Origin of the sequence: Bathymodiolus japonicus methanotrophic gill symbiont, from assembly GCF_019721995.1 — a bacterium.
In the GTDB taxonomy this organism is placed as follows: domain Bacteria; phylum Pseudomonadota; class Gammaproteobacteria; order Methylococcales; family Methylomonadaceae; genus Methyloprofundus.
The window spans coordinates 1-16,517 of sequence record NZ_BLYC01000059.1 but is presented as its reverse complement, the minus strand read 5'-3'; the positions used below and the strand labels follow the sequence as shown (position 1 = coordinate 16,517).

Genomic DNA, 16,517 nt, shown 5'->3' with positions numbered 1-16,517 from the left:
CACTTGTTTTTTTAACGTCAAAGGCTTGGTGAGTAATTGTTTTTATGATAAAATGAAGTTTTTAATAATTGTGTAAATGAAATATTTGTGGTGTAGTTATCTTTTTTAGAATAAACTGGCTAAAGTAGGTTGATGAGGTGATTATTCTTTGATAAAATGAAGTTTTTATCATTTTATCAAAATAACAAATGAATTATGACTAAGATAATAGCTATATTAAATCAGAAAGGTGGCGCTGGAAAAACAACTCTTTCAACAAATATTGCGAGGTCGTTACAGTTAGATGAATGTGAGGTCTTGCTTGTTGATAGCGACCCGCAAGGGTCAGCTAGAGATTGGAATGCGGCTGGGGATGGGGCATTGGTCCCTGTCATTGGTTTGGATAGATCCACTTTAGCTAAAGATATTCAATCTGTTAAAAGCGGTAAAGATTTTATTATTATTGATGGAGCGCCCCAGATTGCTGAATTAGCGGTTGCAGCCATTAAATGCTCTGATTTGATTTTAATACCGGTTCAGCCGTCACCGTATGACGTGTGGGCATGCGATGATCTGGTTGATGTCATTAAAGCTCGCCAGGATGTGACGGATGGAAAACCTTTAGCGGCTTTTATTATTTCAAGGGCTATAAAAAATACTAATCTGAGTAAAGAGGTTGGTGAGGCTCTTGAGGGGTATGGGTTGCCAGTTTTTAAAACTTTCACTTCTCAAAAAATTATTTATGCGAAAAGTGCAGCTACAGGATCTACTGTTTTAGACTTTGAAAATGGTAATAACAGCGCAGAAAAAGAAATTATATCCATAAAAAATGAAATACTGGAGTTTTTAAAGTGAGTAAAAAAACATTGAGTTCAGGTCGACCAACAAATAAAGAAAAAGCGATTGAAGCTGTCCAGGAAATAGAGGAGATTCAGGAGGCTACTCAGCGTTTGAATGTGGAGTTGCCAGCTTCTTTAAAAAGAGATTTTAAAATTCAAGCGGCACGGGATGGATTAAAATTGAACGAACTGACAATTAAATTAATCAATGAGTATTTGAGTAGAAATTCAAATGAACAAATGAGTAAATGAAGCAATAAAATGTTACACATTAACGAGCGGCCACTCAGTTAATGTGCTTTTAACAATGATAACGGTAACTACTCAGCGTAATTTAAACTCATAACAGATTTATTTAAAATAATAATTAATGTATCTCTCTGAATTTTAGTCCAATTTTCACCCCTTTTTAAAGGTGAAAATGACTAAAGTCAGGTTAAATTAAAATATATCCATTTGATTTTAAAGTTAAAAAATACGCTGAGTAGTTACTGATAACGAAAGATTATTAAATATGAATGATATAGAAAAAACAGAAGAAATTAAAGGAAAATCAAAAATAGAGTCTATACCACTCGATTTAATCAGTATGAGTGATACATTGCCGCCAGATATTGAGTATGTTTTTCCGGCTTTGCCAGTGGGTACTGTTGGTATTATTTCTGCTGGTGGAGGGGTTGGTAAATCATTCTGGATGAATCAGGCTGTTTTGCAAGTAGCCGTGGGTGGTTCTTGTGATTTTGGTTTGGGTGGGGCAGCTAAGGTTAAGGGGGGGGCTGGTGCTGTTATTTATTTTAATCTCGAAGATCCAGTTGAGATTATTCATCAACGATTTTTTAATATCGCTAACTCGTATAGGAAAAATATTAGAGAAAAAGGAATACAAAATGTTGATGGTGAAAAAATACATAAGGAGTGGGATTTTGATGAAGAGTGGGTAAACGATGCTTTATCTGGTGTCACTTTTCATGCACTGCATGGTAAACAAGCTACTTTTTTAAATGATAAAGGTGAGCAAACAGTTGACGGGGACTGGGTTATTGAGGAATGTAAAAAAGTGAGGGGGGTAAAATTAATTGTTTTTGATACACTTAGACGTTGTCATTCAGGAAATGAAAATGATACAGGTGTTATGTCTCAGGTTTTGAAATGGTTTGAATTTATTGCATCTATAACTGGAGCTGCGGTGATTCTTATTCATCACGAAAATAAACTCGGTCTGAATGATTCAGATGCAGGTATATCAGCGATCAGAGGTGCTTCAAGCATCGGTGATAATGCTCGTTGGGCTGCGCGAATGAGAAGAATGGGAAAAGAGGAAGCGGAAGAGCGTGGTATTGATACAGAAACTAATAAGTATAAAAAATATATTAATATGGGTTTACCTAAAATTAATTATGGTGATGATGCGGAAGACGCATGGCTCTTGAAAGATGAAAATGGTGTTATGTTTAAAACAGAGTTGCCTCCGATCATTAATAAAAAGGAAGGTAATAAAATTAAGTATGATAGAAATAATGGGCGATTGTAATGAAAACAGTAGTAAAAAAATCAGACTATGCAAAGGTTGATCCTGCATTTTTTGTTGATGGTCTTTTTGTTCCTATTGCTGATAAAGATAAGGCAATTAACATAGTCCATGATTGGGATGGGGGGGATTATTGAGTTTAGAGGAGTTCAATTAGGCGCTGCTCATCAGTCTGTACTGTTAGCTATTTGCGCGCGGGTAGGCAGGAACGGTGAATTGATTGTTAAAGATGATTTTAGGCATTTTAACGGAATCAACTTGTTAAAGGTTGGTGATGACGCTCAGACGGAGCCGTTGGCCATTGTTGAGGTTAATGCTGCTAATTTATTGACTGATGCAGGGCTGGGTCGGTCTGGAGCAAATTATAAGCAATTATCGTGGTATTTGACTGATCTACAAACTTTAGTTGTACATAGAAAAATGAAAGGCTCTAATCGTGGTGCTAATTCAAATGTAATTAGTAGCGAATATAAAGATGATAACTTTAAAATTTCTTTAAATTGGAGGCTTGCAAATGCGATTTTAGGGGAAGATGGAGGGGGTTTCATTCAGGTTTCGCTTCATGAGCGTTTTAAAATGAAAAGTCCTGTCGCTAAAGTCTTGCATGCCTGGTTATCATCTAATATAAGACCAGGGAAAGCCTTGGGTTACGGGGGAGGGGTAATGATAGACTCATTGATGAGTCATGTTTGGGGTGAAAGTAAGGCGAGCAAACAAAGTGTTAGTAATAAAAGAGATAGGTTGAAAGAGGCGATAAAGGAAGTAGGTTCGCTTGGTGGTTGGAGTTGTGTCAAGGATGATGATGTAAAAAATAAGTATCACATTTCGAGGCCAAAAAAAATTAAATGACTTTGTTGGGTTGGTACTTTATACGTAAATGGCGTGTACTTTATACGTAAATGGCGTGTACTTTATACGTAAATGGCGTGTACTTTATACGTAAATGGCGTGTACTTTATGTTTTTAAAAAATCGCTCTATATACTGTTATATATGGCGTGTAGGGTTTTTTGTTTTTTCTCTTCTACTAGTACCTACAAGTAACTAGTAGTATCTAGAAATACTTGTAAAGAGTCTTTTGCTTTCAGCTTCAAGACAACTGATTTATTTAAAATCGTCGTAAAAAGGGCAGGAGGGGAATTGATAGTTTTTAAATTATTAAAACAAAAGAAACATCTCCCTGTAAGATAGTTTATATTTTGTATATTTCAATATTTAACTCTTTTATTTCAAGCAAGCACTCTCCATAAAGGTTGGGTCTGTTGTGTTTGTTTGCTGGCTCCATAGAGGCTTCTGATGGATTTTTTGAGAATATGATTGATATGTTTTTGATTCTGAAGTTTTTCGCTCCCTGAGTGCCCTTAGCTCTTAGGTTTAAAGCAAAACCAGATTTTACTCGACCAATGATTTCTTCTTCAATTAGATTAAATTCTTTTTCTTGTGATCTTAATGTTTTTAACCGACCCTCGTAATCAGCAATACGTTTGTATTGTTTATTCTTTGTTGAATTATCTAGTGATATTTCAAGTTTTTCAATTTTGTATTCAAACAGGTCTTTTATGTCACGATGAGAGACTTCTGAAGACCTATATGCGCTGGTGTAACTGTATGTAATGCTGTTAGCATTGAAATCAATAACTGTCGGTTTTGCTGTTGATCTTTGCCCGGAACTAGGTCTTTTGCCATTTTCATTTTTTAGGTTTTGCTCTTTTATTTTTTCTTTCGCTGAAAATCATGGAAACGGAGCTTAGCGAAGTGGTGATTTTTAGTCCCTGATAGGCGACAGGGCAATTCGCTGATTCGACGTGTGCTAGCAGCACGCGAGAGGAGCAAGAATTGCATTCTGAATAGCCGTCCAGCCAGTGAGGTAGTAATGACGAAGCGGCTTTTGTGCGTAGTCGTTGCGGACGCAGGGCGTTCATGGCATCTCCCATCCGCTGCGTAGGTGAAAGAATTATGGCGACAGGAGTCCCGGAATTTCGTGAGGTAGCATGGCGCGCCTGTAGGTACTTATTAAATAATGTTCTTGAATCATCCAGGGTCTTTATGAAATCGGAGTGGTTAAAATCACGCGTAGCAATAATTAATGTTCTCCCTCTTTTTTTGATATTTTCTAGATCTTCCTCAGATTCTATATGTGCTGGCGGGGATTCATTATCAGCTAGAAAGAAAATTTTAATGCTTGGTTTATGTAATAATTTGCTAACGAGTTAATTAGGCTTAGCCTGGATAAAGTTTTAACTTTATCCTTAAAAAATATCGAAGATGAGCGTGAAGAAATCAGACAAATAGTTCGTATTGGTAAAAATTTGAATCAGATTTCTCATTGGTGTAATGCATACACTGATGAAATCAGTGCTATTGAATTATTCATGCAATTAAAAGCGATAGAAAACGAATTAAAGCCATTAATATCAAATCCCCTCCTGCCCTCTCTTGCTTTTGAAGACGTGAGGGATTAACTATGATGATTAAGGTTATAAATCGTGGTACGGGGCCAGGTAAAGGAGCTATCGATCAAAGAGTTGGAGTTGAAGCATCAGGAGTAGCGGGAGATTTTAACAGAGCAATTATCTCACTTAACAAGGCAAGTAGAGCTTTTGAGCAAACAATATCAAAATGTAGTGAAATTATTAAGGGATGTATTGATAGAGTGATTAAAAATAGCGATGCAGAACTGGATCGATTTAAAACAGAAATAAACCTGGCTGAATACGCTGCATGTCATGGTTACCAAGTGGTTAAGCGAAAATCTTCAAAAGGATTTATAGTTATGGGTAAGTCTGAAAATTCACAGAAAATTACGATTTGCACAGCTGCAGACGGCCATGGTATTTATTTTGAAAATCCGAATATGGGTGCAAAGACTGTTATTGATATGTGTAAGGAGGAAGAAAACTGTAATTTAGGTTATGTACGTAAAATTTTAAGAAAATTTGCGGGGCATCCTGATATTAAAAATCTTCCTGAACTGAAAAAGCCTCAAAAGACGGAAAAAGATTTAATTAAAGTTAGATCTGAAGTGTCGGTAATGAAGGTTTTGGATGTAAAAAATAGTTATCTTAAAAGTCGCGGTATTTCAGAAGAAACGCTGAAAGATAAGCGGTTTTTAGTACTTCAGGATGAGCCATGGAAAAATGTTACTTTCATTCATTACAATAAAGATAATGAAGTTTGTGGGTACGAACAAAAAAATAAAGGAAAATCTGCTGTTTTTGATGCAAATGGAAATACAGGAAAAAGTTTTACTTTTTTTAGCAAAGGCGGCGAGAAAGGGATTTGGAGGTCAAATAATATAAATAAGGCTGAAGTGGTGGTTATTTGTGAGGCGGGAATAGATGCACTGTCACATGCGGAACTTAAGGAGACGGGCGCAGACGTAGCGTATATGAGTTTTTGCGGTCAGATGAGTGATGAGCAGCTTTTATTAATCAAAAAACTAAGTAATGGTAAGAATATTGTGATTGCGACTGATAATGACAATTCTGGAGATGTTTTTGCTGAAAAAATAGAAAAATATGTTAAAGGTGTTGTTTTATCTGTCGAAAGAGATATTCCTGAAGGGAAAGATTGGAATAATGATTTGAAAGAAGAAAAAACAACCGTATTTATTGAAAAAGGGGACAGATAAATTATCTATAACAAACAACAATGTTTATCTGTCCCCTTCCCCAGAAAACAGGGGGGTATCATTACCCAGAGGAGCCAACACATGAGAAGCCAACAACACAACCCGAGGTTGGCTTGACTGAAGAGCAGCTTGCGAGTATGCCTTTAAGAAGATTTGGGCAGGAGGTGAACTACAGCCTGCGTAGTAAACTCTAACGCTGTCAGCCCCGGAGAACGTGGAGAACTTGAAGGGCTGATGAAACGTTTTGGCGTGGATGCCAGTTATGATGAAATTTCAAACGCGGCAGCAATAAAAGGCTCTTCAGGCGTAGAAGGAAATGAACTGAAAGACTTGATAGCGTACACCAAAGTTATTTGTAGGAACTACAAACTTAGCAGGACGATTGTTGATGAACAGTTAGAATCTATCATTGAAAGTAATGTTATTAATCCCGTTAGAGATTGGCTTACAGGCATTACACGCACCAAGACAAATAACCCAGTCCATGAACTTGTAGATAATTTGCCAGTGGAAGATAAGGAATGGGTTAAGGTCGCCATGTATAGATGGCTAATACAGTGTTGCGCGGCGGCTGATATGGCAAAGCATGAAGGTAAGCATCCGGATGCCGTCCCCAAATATGAATGTGTGCTGGTGCTAGGTGGAGATCAAGGACTCCATAAATCTTCATTTATTAAATACCTACTCCCTGCGGAACTTCATAAATACATAAAAGACTCTGTTCGACTAGATACAAAAGACCGGGATTCTATGCTTAATATTCTTAGGTGTTGGATACCTGAACTTGCAGACCTAGGCCCTGCGTTGAAGAAGAAAGGGCTGCCCGAGTTAAAAGTATTTTTGGCAAAAGAGGTGGATGAAATAAGATTAACATACGCTAGAAAACCTACAATCATACGTAGGCATGTATCGTGTATGACTTCTGTTGAGGGAGAATATCCACCCAAAGGTACTAGGTGGGATAGAAGATTTCTACCCGTTATTGCTAAAGGTCGGTTAGATTATCCACGCGTTTCTAATTTTGATTATACAGACTTGTGGGCGTTTATCTGGCATGCCTATACACATGGTGAGCAATGGTGGCTTACGCCCGAAGCGGGGAGTCGCTATTTTTGCGAAAGCTTGTTTTGGGCATCCCAGCCCAAGCAAGCAGCAAAAACTTAACGCGACCACTTATGCCTCCGGCGGCCCCGATTCGTCCTCGTCACCTCGTCCCGACCCGACAAGGGGTCGGAACATAGGCTCCAAATGACTTGACGCCGTGTCGGATGGCCTTTTATTTTGTCTCCACCTTCGCTAACGCTCAGACTCCGACAAAACAACGGCCCTACGGCTATCGCGGACTAAAAATCTTCACTTCGCTTAGGCTCCGTTTCCCTGATTTTCAGCGGAAGAGGCTCTACGTGCGGAAATCTTAGGCTATCCTGACAATAGGTCATTGAAAGATATAGTTTTGGAGGTGTTTGAGTTTACTGCTGACAAAACTGGTGAGGCACTTAGCAATAGAACAATAAAAATGACTAGCTCCGAGATAATAAATGAGTTACCTAAGAATATAATAAATAACAGATCGAACCAGATGGCTGTAAAAAAAGTGTTAAAGGGTCTTAATGTGAAGCACAACAGGAGGACTTATTTTATGCCGCCTTTAAGTAAAGCTGATAGCTCAACCCATTAGAGTCAGATTCCCTTGTATTTTCTTATATAAGGGAATCTTCATATATCGAGTATACGCTAAAAAAAGTTACTTTCCCCTAGGGCTGAGAGTCTGCTAAATTAAAGGTCTACTCAAATTGCTCTGATGAACAAGGGATTGCAGTAATTAAACCAAAAAAGAGGGGTAACTATAAAACCCTAAATTGTAAATGCAATGATTTCGTATAAATATCCATAGGTTGTACGTGACAGTAACCCTAGTCTTTGATTATAAAAGGATTATAGGTATAGTACAATCTATATTAGGTTGCACACTAAATAGCGTTTTATTATGACGTTTAAAAAGTTACTTCCTCCCTAGGGCAAAGAGTCCCCAGAATACTGTTGCTTGTTGCAATAAGCCAACTCTTTATTTTGAAATGGTTTACCGTTTAATCTTTGTTTTCTGTAACAGCTATAACAAACCACATACCCACAATTAGTCAATCGCTTATTGGGTGGCATGTGCGCCCCTTAAAGACCGACAAACCCTTAATTGGTGTGTATGGTAGGGGTTAGCTGTTAAAGTGCCTTAAAAGCGATATAAAGCGCCTTAGCGAAGATCTCGCGCGCCATATTTACTGTGAGTTATCCTTTTTAGAGTACTCGGATTCAATTGTAAAAACATCAGGCGCGCCCAAGATAGAAGATTACAGATACGATAAAAAAGTTACTTACCCCCTGGGCGAAGAAAAAAAAACAGGTTCATAACCAGGTTTACACAAATACGTATCTTTTGCGACAGAACCCGCCTGTGTGCTTTAATCCGCTGGGATAGATCGTGCCAATTCTAGGAGTCTCTGTTTCACCCCCTCATCCTTAGCCCCGTTTTTCTCAGCATACAGTCCGTACTTTTTTGAATCCGTTGCCCAAGAGACTAAAGATACAGCTGCCCCTGAATTACTCACATTAACTAGATATGTCGCAGGTCTACCGTTAACATCCTCATTAATTAACTCCTGAGTCATTTGTATGCGACCTCTACTCGTAATATAATCAACTTCACTCAGTTTCAGTACTCCCAAATCATCGAATTTATAAAAACGGGATATATTCGTCCATTTTCCGTCATGATTAGAGCCTGAAGTGTGTGCGCCAAGTAGTTCCACATCATCAAATGGCGTACCCTCTAAGTTTGCGGGTTCTTTAACCAGTTGGTTAGCGGCTTCGTCATAAGATAACATCAGATCTTTAAATCTAGGCTCAAGGACTCTAGAAATCGTACGTACATTTGATTCCTCAACTGAAGTGTACCATCTCTTTAACAGCTTTCTCTGTCATATCTTTAAAGAGTTGAGGTATTGGTTGGTCTTTGTATGAAACTATTGAAACCCCCTCCTCCATCGTATCAAAAGAGGGACTTGCTAAGGGGTCATTTAAGTCTAACTCTTCATGATCAATCTCCACATACACCTTTGGTTTGCTAGGCACCTCTGAAACATAATCAGTAAAGGTTTCTCTGACAACCTCAGCAGTCCGTGGTTGCATAGTCTCACTTACTGGTATCTCAGGTTTATTGCCCCAACCTGATAATGCATAAGCTGTACCAAATACCAACAGCGCATGGACAAATATTACGACCTTATGTTTAGGAAGGACTATATCTGGCTTTCCAGGTAATTTTTTATAGTGAATTCTAAATCTATATCCTAATTTATGAAGCAGCTTTTTACTTTTATTTCGGGTGATGTGTTTTCTGATTTAATACGCGACATGTTCCAGCTGCGTTTTTTTTAGATAAATGATCAGTCACATGTTTTATAAAAAAACATGTTATCAGGCAGTCTTATATTGGGCATCCATCTAGCTCCGCCATCATGTTCCCATCCTTTGTCTTCACCTACTATGCGATATAAAGTCAATACTGGCTTATTCTTGAATGTTCTTCCAAGCATACGATCATCTTCTGACAACATTGTTCTTGGTGCTTTTTTTATATCTCTATTTTTACGTACAATTAGAATTCCTGATTGTGCTTTTTTATCCGCCTCAAGAGCTTTAAGAAAATCAATATACGACTCATGATCCCAGTCTATTTTGTTTTCACTCTCAAGCTTTTCTAAAAGATCAGTAATAAATTTTAATGTCACTGTATTATAAGATCCCGCGCCATCATCAAAGATATCTAGCATTAAATCAATATCTCTAACGTGTTTTTTCTTTGGATAACTTGCAAACATATCTACACCACCAACAACAAGGTTAAGAAAGTCTTCATCAATAACATTCTTACGAGTTGGCTTTATTCCAGGAGGCAAAAGCAGACTTATTCCATCTAACCCATTTTTGACAACCTGGTTTATAAGAGAAGAATTTACGCTGTTTAAATCAGTAAATAATTTAAGCAGAAAAGGGGGAAGATATACCCTCATGAGGCCGGGGTCTCTATCATAGCCAAACATACGGCAATGCTGCCAGAAAGTATCCGCTTGAGGCTGTTTTGAACGTCTGCAATAATAAACGGTTTGAAGCATAGGAAATGTCACTCCTCGGCCCAAACTATTCCCACCTACAATTATATTCATTCCTTTATCTTTATCTATTTCATGGTTACTTTTTGAGTTCATTACTAAGATATTAATATCCGTGCCTTTTAAGGCCTGCACAATAAATTCTTTAATTTCGGATAGAGGTTTTATATCTGGTTTTGTTTGTTGAAGATCGCTCCATGCATCTGTTATTTGTGGCAATAATTCTTTTTGCATATCTCCGTACAGCATTTCATTAAGAAAAACACTTATTTTGTCAGCAACAGATTCATGATCCTTGATACTAACACTAGGATGAATAAGGAAATTACACACTTTTTCTCCAGATAAAAAAATATGAGCACTAGAAACTAGAAAAGACAATAAAGCTTTACGCAGGCCATCCGATATATATTCACTTCCTTCTTTTAAATCATCTAACTCATCATCTGTAATCCGTACAGCATATGAACCTTTATCTGTGTAAAAGAAATCGCCCCCAAGATAGCCTTTTCCTGGAGGAAAATAATGAACAAAAGACGGTTTCCACGTGGAAAAGTTGGTTTGCAGCAAAACTGACTGAGGCGTAGCCGTTACCTGTAAATATATACTGCTGCTGGCTATCTTTTTTATATCTTCAAGATGTTTGTTTATCGTGCTTTGTTCTTTGTGATTAACTTTCGTATTAAGACTTGCGGCATCTGCTTCATCATCAATAATAAATATTGGTCTTCCTTCACAAAATGTAGAGGAAGAAATATGATTTTTCCATGCCTTCAGAATATTAGTGTTTTTTTTCAAAATAACGAGAGTAGGCTGACGTAATGCTTTTTGTATAAAACGAACATCGTCATTTTCTCCGCAGACATTAAATGTATCAAGCATCTGCAAAGCACGCTTATAAGTCTGCTCCTGAAGTTTTATATTATCTATTGTGAGCAGTATAAAAAGAGGAAAAAGCTCATCCGCAGTGGCAGCTATGATTCCAAACATTTGCCCCGTCTTACCACTTTGAACATTCCCGAGAAGAAGGCCGGTTAAATGTTCCTGATAAGAAAATTTTTTAATATATTTAGGAACAATAGCATCTACTGTCATCTTCACTGAATCAGACACACCAGTAACACTCTCATCCAAAAGTTGTAAATAGTTTTTCAAATGCATTTTTTTCATTTATATCCCAAAATCCAGAAACCATACGTTATGTCTGTTAGTACCCTTTAACTGAAAACTATCTCTTCCATACTTTTTTAAAATTTCTTCGGTTACTATCTCTCCTATATGCAACACGCCAGCATTTTCAAGCCGTCCTTTTATCCATTTACCTAATATTTTCAGATCATCATTCGAACGAAAGTTTTTGCTGTAATCACCACTTATTTTGCACTGAAATTTCCATCCATCATCTGTATAAACATCAATAATACTTTCTTTATCAGGAAAGCCAGCTTTCGGGTAATCTCTCTTATCTGTAATAGATTTAGGAACAATTATTTCTACTTCATACCAATGACGAGGTTTTATAAATCCCGTGCTTTTATTTTCTCTGCCTTTACCAAAATAAACATTAAGATTACTCTTTTGATGCCTTTTTGTTGCCTTCAATGAAATATCAAAAACCACACCGTTTAAATCATTATTTATCTTTAACAATTCTATATTATCTATTTTTCTAACCGACTCATGACCTTTTAGAAGTCTATTATTTTCTATAAATGAATCTGGCAACCAATCGGATATTGGTTTAGATGTTATATTTGACGTTTTTTTTAAGAAACTGTTGATTTCATAAATAATACTCTTTTCAGTAAGCAATATATCAGTTTCATAATTTCGGTGGCTATCTATCATACTGCTTATATTTGATGAACCCATTATGCCTGCAAAAACTTCCCCTTCTTTTTCAAAAGAATACATTTTTCCATGTAATTTGAACGTTGTGACTACAGAAACCTTTCCCATATCTGAAGAAATAAGAAATTCATTCAAATATGAGGCAGCTTCATATTGAGGTCGAGTGATGCCTTCGAAATAATGCATTCCTATTATTAAATCTAAAGAAGGTCCGTTATTACTCTCAATTATCCTTTTAATTTCTGTCAAGGACTCTGTAGAAATATATCCAGATGCAATCCGCATATAATCTGCATTACGGACAAGACTAGCAAAGCAGTCAGAAAAACTGCGGTTACCAAGTCTAAGAGGTGGTATATCAGATAATAAAAGCTCCATTATGCCCTTTTTGATATAAGCCTATGCTGTTCTTCATCATGTTTTATCCGCTGCTCTATCGAAAGATTTTGTAATTCATTATGAATGGACAATAAATCACACTTTTTATAATCAGTTGAAAACAGAGGCTTTAGAGCTTTAGCAAGTTCCCACACGCCAACGGGAGGAACAGAGTTACCTATCTGCCTTCTAACTTCAGCATTTGATCCTTCAAAAAAAAAGTCATCTGGATATGATTGCAGCCTAGCTCTTTCTCTATTTGTTAAAGCGCGTGGCTCAGGATAATGGTATCCCCATGTACCACCACCCCCAGCTGCAATTATGGTTTTTGCAGGCTCATCCCTGTGAATACGTCTATACACATGACTAATCATGCCTTTTACGTATAAGGGATGATCTTTTGGAATATCCGTAAAATTCCCCCCTTCCGAAATAATTTTTAATTTTTCTACAGTTTTAGGCGCTATATTCATATGCTCATTATTGTAGGGAACGTTTTCTGCACCCTCTAGTGCTTTTCCAGCTGTTACATGAATATATTTTCGATCTGCACCATGTGTTGGGTTTGGATGTGAAAAGTCATAGCCCGTATCTACTCTTATTCCTACAATAAGCACACGCTCTCTAAACTGAGGAACCCCGTAATCGGCAAAATTATAAAGTTTAGCCTTAACCAAATAACCAGGAGCTATATTTTCAAAATCTTTTATTATGGTTTTTATAGCTTTCTTATTATTTGCTGTCAGTAGCCCCTTAACATTTTCTGCCACAAAAGCCTTGGGTTTCTTAGCATCAACAAATCGAAGAAAACTTTTGTATAAGTTGCCTCTTTCCCCATTGAGTCCAGGTCTTTTCCAAATCATAGAAAAATCTTGGCAAGGAAAGCCTCCAAGAATTAAGTCGCAATCAGGAATATCTGAAGAATATGGATTAATCTCTTCTATATCACCATGGGTTATCACATCACCCAAATTTCTCTTAAAAGTTTTAACAGCCCATTCATTAAAGTCATTTGCCCAAATCGTTTCATACCCTTGATCATGAAACCCAAGGTCTAATCCACCACAACCCGAAAAAAGAGACAGTATTTTAGGTTTGTTTATATTATTTTTCATTTAGAAAATGCCTATCTTTTATATCTGGTTATTTTTCAAAAAAATCACTCTTGAATTCGTATAATAAGTGCATAACCCTCTGCAAGTATTGGCTAGACTAACACCTGTTGAATTAAGACAAGACATAGGTGTAAAGTAAACAGCTACCAAACAATTTACAGAGGCTACAAATGAGCTATACACACCTATGTGCTGCATCAGTGTTCCCCTATCAATTGAGGCCGTGAAACTAACCTCGCCACAAGAGAGCTCATAAAGCACTGTAAAGACATTCCTGTTATTATTGCGTTTTGAACTGCTCGAATGGTATACGAGCTGATACGAGATATTCTGGCCTGGAAAAATAATGGATTCACAAAACGATCTCGTTTTTGAGCCTGTTGCTGCCTATTCTCCAGAGCCTCGCTATATTTTTTATCCGATGGATGAATCAATTCTGGCTGTTGTGTTTTTGAAATCTCTTCAAACACGCGCATTAAATTATAGCTCATTGCAGTCAGGCGCATTTGATTTTCAAGTGAGCGGGTATTGGAAGACCAAGCTTTAGTTTCCTTGAAATTACTTTTAGTGTTATTGAATGTCTTTTCAATCGTCCATCGCTTGAAATACAGCATGGCAATGGTTCCAGGGTTAATAGTCATTGGCAAGGTTGTCACAAACCGGTGAAGTTTTCCGGTTTCTGGATCACGGCAATCCACCACGTTAAATTTGATGCCCTTGTTTTCGTACACACTGTATGCTTCAACCCCTGTATTGATCTCATGGCGGGAGTCAAAAGGGATAGACTCAACCTGAGTCGCAATTGACTTTTCTTTTAGCATTGAAATCATGTAATTAGCATGTCGTTTCTGCCGATCCCACCAGACAAAATCGGTGACGGCTTTATCGTAGACATAGAGATGTTTCTGAGAGCTGTTATTTCCCTTGTTTTGCTTTTCAATATGATCTCGTAACACAGGTATTTCTTGATGTCTCTGAGTTCCGTTTGTCACCAGACAAAGAAATATGAGCAACCCACTTCTGAGATTCAACGCGTAAATCCCCCCGGCCGCATAAACTTTCCCCTTGCTGTTTTTTTCAGTATGGCAGGCATGATCAATAAAATGTCCATCCGCTGCTTCTATGGTGTATTCGTCAAGTTCCGGGAATGCTTTAAGATAATCAATGCCTTGCGATAGCAGTGTTTCAGAGTGAAGATGATAGCTCTGCTGTTCAAATGCCTCAAGCATACTTGTTCGTCTATGCGACTTCAGTGATTTAAAATACGTTGAGTGGGGAAGCAGCTGGCCATAAATCTGTTCATTGGTTTGGAGGAAATGGCGACCACTATCGACTACACTGATACAGCGTAATAACCCAAGGCGAATAAAGTCGATATCCTTCAACTCTGGGCATGAACGAGCCCACAAAGGATGACGCTCTGCTAACAGGGCTCGTTCCATACTTTCATTGCAGTGTTGGTGAATATGTTCAGAGAGTGGTAGGTCTTTAAGCATGGGTGATATCCGTTTATGAGGTGATTAAAACGGAAATTTTTAGAAAAATCTTTTCGGCAAATGCAAGCTTTATTTGAAATTATTTGTTGTTTTTTTACGGTGCCTACAGAGTGTCTATTTGCTGTTATAAGTGATTAAAATCAAAAAGATGGAAATATTCGAGTGGTGCTACCTTCAAGTAGGTTATAGGCTGCTTTGTTTAGGTACTTCTTCTTTCAATGGGAACACTGATGATGTGCTGAAGAAAGATATTATATAGAAATTGAATTAAAAAAGGTAACTTCACAGAATAAAATAGCAGAAGCCTTAGAACGAAGCCAAAGCAATATTTCACGCGAGATTAAACGCAATACAGGTCAAAGAGGCTACAGACATAAACAAGCAGAAGATTTTGCCCAAGAACGACACAAAAACAAGCCTAAAGAGGTTAAATTAACGGATGAAATAAAAGGCATTGTTAATGTTCGCATTGAGGATGACTGGAGTCCTGAGCAGATTGCAGGGCGGTTAAAACAAGAGGGTATAATTAGTCTTCATCATGAAACAATCTACCAGCATATTCTGGCGGACAAAAAGGCAGGGGGTGAACTATACAAGCATCTTCGGCATCAGAACAAAACCTATCGCAAGCGTTATGGGTCAGCCCATAATAGGACAGGAATCCCTAATAGAGTCGATATAGATGAGCGTCCTGAAGAGGTCAACAACCGTAAGCGTATAGGTGATTGGGAGGCAGATACAATCATTGGGAAAAATCACAAAGGGGCGATTGTAACGTTGGATGAGCGAGTCTCTAAATTACGGTTGGCCTTCCCTTTAGCGGGGAAAAAGGCTCAATATGTATTAGACGCAACTATTTTAATGCTTGATCCTATAAAAAGCTTTGTTAAAACAATTACTTTTGATAACGGGAAAGAGTTTACCCTGCATGAAAAAGTAGCAGAAGCACTAGGTTGTGATACGTATTTTTCGACTCCATACAGCTCTTGGGAAAGAGGGCAAAATGAGAATGCTAATGGCTTATTAAGACAGTATTTCCCTAAAGTAATGGAGTTGATTGATGTTACGATAAAAGAGGTTTTTATAGCCGTTGATAAGCTAAATAGTCGCCCTAAAAAGTGTCTCAATTACAAAACACCTTATGAGGTATTTGAAGAGCTGACTGGGATAGATATGAAAAATTTATTGGGTTATGCACTTATGACTTGAATTCAGGTAATTACACTATTGTGATATTACATTTTAAAATATTGTAAACCTTTTTAAAAAAAACTGGTTAGAAACTATTTTTATACCTATACCTTATTGCGACAGAACCTTTTTCATTGCCGGAGGTAAGCGGTGGCAAAATGGAAACTAAATATTACCTCTAAAATCTGCCGTAGTCCGTACCCTGATCTTTAAAGCCATTCTTTAACAGGGGATTTATTAACAATTTCAGTGGTTCAGTTTTTTAACAGCGTTTATTAACGCTATTTGCGTAGAATCAGGGCAAAATGAAGATGCTTATGGGTGCTGATGACGGTGTAAATTAA

At 37.5% G+C, this 16,517-nt stretch carries 20 protein-coding genes and 2 pseudogenes; 13 read left to right on the top strand and 9 right to left on the bottom strand.

What is annotated here, in order from left to right; genetic code table 11:
- The first annotated feature begins 195 nt into the window (after positions 1–195).
- From parA to repC, 5 genes are all read left to right on the top strand, one after another.
- On the top strand, positions 196–834 hold the full coding sequence (gene parA, locus K6984_RS27355) for a ParA family partition ATPase (RefSeq protein ID WP_221898241.1): 639 nt from the start codon (positions 196–198) through the stop codon (positions 832–834).
- Positions 831–1,070, top strand: coding sequence for a hypothetical protein (locus tag K6984_RS27350; RefSeq protein WP_221898240.1), 240 nt, complete (start codon positions 831–833; stop codon positions 1,068–1,070). The genes parA and K6984_RS27350 overlap by 4 nt, the downstream gene beginning before the upstream one ends.
- A gap of 262 nt (positions 1,071–1,332) precedes the next feature.
- The gene (locus tag K6984_RS27345; RefSeq protein WP_221898239.1) at positions 1,333–2,349 is read left to right on the top strand and encodes an AAA family ATPase; all 1,017 of its coding nucleotides are present in this window, start codon (positions 1,333–1,335) and stop codon (positions 2,347–2,349) included.
- The gene (locus K6984_RS35185) at positions 2,349–2,483 is read left to right on the top strand and encodes a hypothetical protein (protein WP_263458896.1); all 135 of its coding nucleotides are present in this window, start codon (positions 2,349–2,351) and stop codon (positions 2,481–2,483) included. Before K6984_RS27345 ends, K6984_RS35185 begins: the two co-directional genes overlap by 1 nt.
- Positions 2,458–3,195: a replication protein C, IncQ-type gene (repC, locus tag K6984_RS27340; protein ID WP_221898238.1), complete on the top strand. Its 738-nt coding sequence runs from the start codon at positions 2,458–2,460 to the stop codon at positions 3,193–3,195. The genes K6984_RS35185 and repC overlap by 26 nt, the downstream gene beginning before the upstream one ends.
- A 707-nt stretch (positions 3,196–3,902) precedes the next feature.
- Here the strand turns inward: repC and K6984_RS35180 are convergent.
- Positions 3,903–4,031, bottom strand: coding sequence for a hypothetical protein (locus tag K6984_RS35180; RefSeq protein WP_263458895.1), 129 nt, complete (start codon positions 4,029–4,031; stop codon positions 3,903–3,905).
- Positions 4,032–4,033: 2 nt separating this feature from the next.
- A complete protein-coding gene (locus K6984_RS27335) occupies positions 4,034–4,279 on the bottom strand; it encodes a hypothetical protein (RefSeq protein ID WP_221898237.1) in 246 nt (81 codons plus the stop codon).
- Between K6984_RS27335 and K6984_RS27330 the strand changes: the two genes are divergently transcribed.
- The 7 genes from K6984_RS27330 (at position 4,236) to K6984_RS27305 (ending at position 7,654) form a co-directional block, all read left to right on the top strand.
- On the top strand, positions 4,236–4,559 hold the full coding sequence (locus K6984_RS27330) for a hypothetical protein (RefSeq protein WP_221898236.1): 324 nt from the start codon (positions 4,236–4,238) through the stop codon (positions 4,557–4,559). The two genes, K6984_RS27335 and K6984_RS27330, sit on opposite strands and share 44 nt — an antisense overlap.
- Positions 4,559–4,807, top strand: coding sequence for a plasmid mobilization relaxosome protein MobC (mobC, locus tag K6984_RS36750; RefSeq protein WP_420831732.1), 249 nt, complete (start codon positions 4,559–4,561; stop codon positions 4,805–4,807). Before K6984_RS27330 ends, mobC begins: the two co-directional genes overlap by 1 nt.
- A 2-nt stretch (positions 4,808–4,809) precedes the next feature.
- Positions 4,810–5,976 carry a toprim domain-containing protein gene (locus K6984_RS27320; RefSeq protein WP_221898234.1) on the top strand — a complete coding sequence of 389 codons (1,167 nt, stop codon included), beginning with the start codon at positions 4,810–4,812 and terminating at the stop codon, positions 5,974–5,976.
- A 234-nt stretch (positions 5,977–6,210) separates the two neighbouring features.
- The gene (locus K6984_RS27315; protein WP_221898233.1) at positions 6,211–7,140 is read left to right on the top strand and encodes a virulence-associated E family protein; all 930 of its coding nucleotides are present in this window, start codon (positions 6,211–6,213) and stop codon (positions 7,138–7,140) included.
- Positions 7,089–7,217: a hypothetical protein gene (locus K6984_RS35175; protein ID WP_263458894.1), complete on the top strand. Its 129-nt coding sequence runs from the start codon at positions 7,089–7,091 to the stop codon at positions 7,215–7,217. The genes K6984_RS27315 and K6984_RS35175 overlap by 52 nt, the downstream gene beginning before the upstream one ends.
- 27 nt (positions 7,218–7,244) lie before the next feature.
- On the top strand, positions 7,245–7,394 hold the full coding sequence (locus K6984_RS27310; RefSeq protein WP_221898232.1) for a hypothetical protein: 150 nt from the start codon (positions 7,245–7,247) through the stop codon (positions 7,392–7,394).
- 20 nt (positions 7,395–7,414) lie between these two features.
- Positions 7,415–7,654, top strand: coding sequence for a hypothetical protein (locus tag K6984_RS27305; RefSeq protein ID WP_221898231.1), 240 nt, complete (start codon positions 7,415–7,417; stop codon positions 7,652–7,654).
- Positions 7,655–8,432: 778 nt separating this feature from the next.
- Here the strand turns inward: K6984_RS27305 and K6984_RS27300 are convergent.
- From K6984_RS27300 to K6984_RS27275, 7 genes and pseudogenes are all read right to left on the bottom strand, one after another.
- Complete coding sequence (locus K6984_RS27300) at positions 8,433–8,855, bottom strand: hypothetical protein (RefSeq protein WP_221898230.1); 423 nt, start codon at positions 8,853–8,855, stop codon at positions 8,433–8,435.
- A gap of 55 nt (positions 8,856–8,910) precedes the next feature.
- Positions 8,911–9,228, bottom strand: coding sequence for a hypothetical protein (locus K6984_RS27295; RefSeq protein ID WP_230988314.1), 318 nt, complete (start codon positions 9,226–9,228; stop codon positions 8,911–8,913).
- Positions 9,229–9,234: 6 nt separating this feature from the next.
- Positions 9,235–9,386, bottom strand: a pseudogene (locus K6984_RS31785) (very short patch repair endonuclease); the annotation flags it as partial.
- A 30-nt stretch (positions 9,387–9,416) separates the two neighbouring features.
- Complete coding sequence (locus tag K6984_RS27290; RefSeq protein WP_221898229.1) at positions 9,417–11,312, bottom strand: Z1 domain-containing protein; 1,896 nt, start codon at positions 11,310–11,312, stop codon at positions 9,417–9,419.
- A complete protein-coding gene (locus tag K6984_RS27285) occupies positions 11,313–12,371 on the bottom strand; it encodes a restriction endonuclease PLD domain-containing protein (protein WP_221898228.1) in 1,059 nt (352 codons plus the stop codon). It abuts the gene before it with no gap.
- Positions 12,371–13,486, bottom strand: a complete 1,116-nt coding sequence (locus K6984_RS27280) for a DNA cytosine methyltransferase (RefSeq protein ID WP_087871207.1) — start codon at positions 13,484–13,486, stop codon at positions 12,371–12,373. Before K6984_RS27280 ends, K6984_RS27285 begins: the two co-directional genes overlap by 1 nt.
- Positions 13,487–13,683: 197 nt before the next feature.
- Positions 13,684–14,982 (bottom strand): transposase, encoded by a 1,299-nt coding sequence (locus K6984_RS27275; protein ID WP_221898227.1) that lies wholly within the window; start codon positions 14,980–14,982, stop codon positions 13,684–13,686.
- Between the two features lie 240 nt (positions 14,983–15,222).
- On the opposite strand from K6984_RS27275, the pseudogene K6984_RS27270 reads away from it, so the two are divergent.
- A pseudogene (locus tag K6984_RS27270) lies at positions 15,223–16,191 on the top strand (IS30 family transposase); the annotation flags it as partial.
- Between the last annotated feature and the right edge of the window lie 326 nt (positions 16,192–16,517).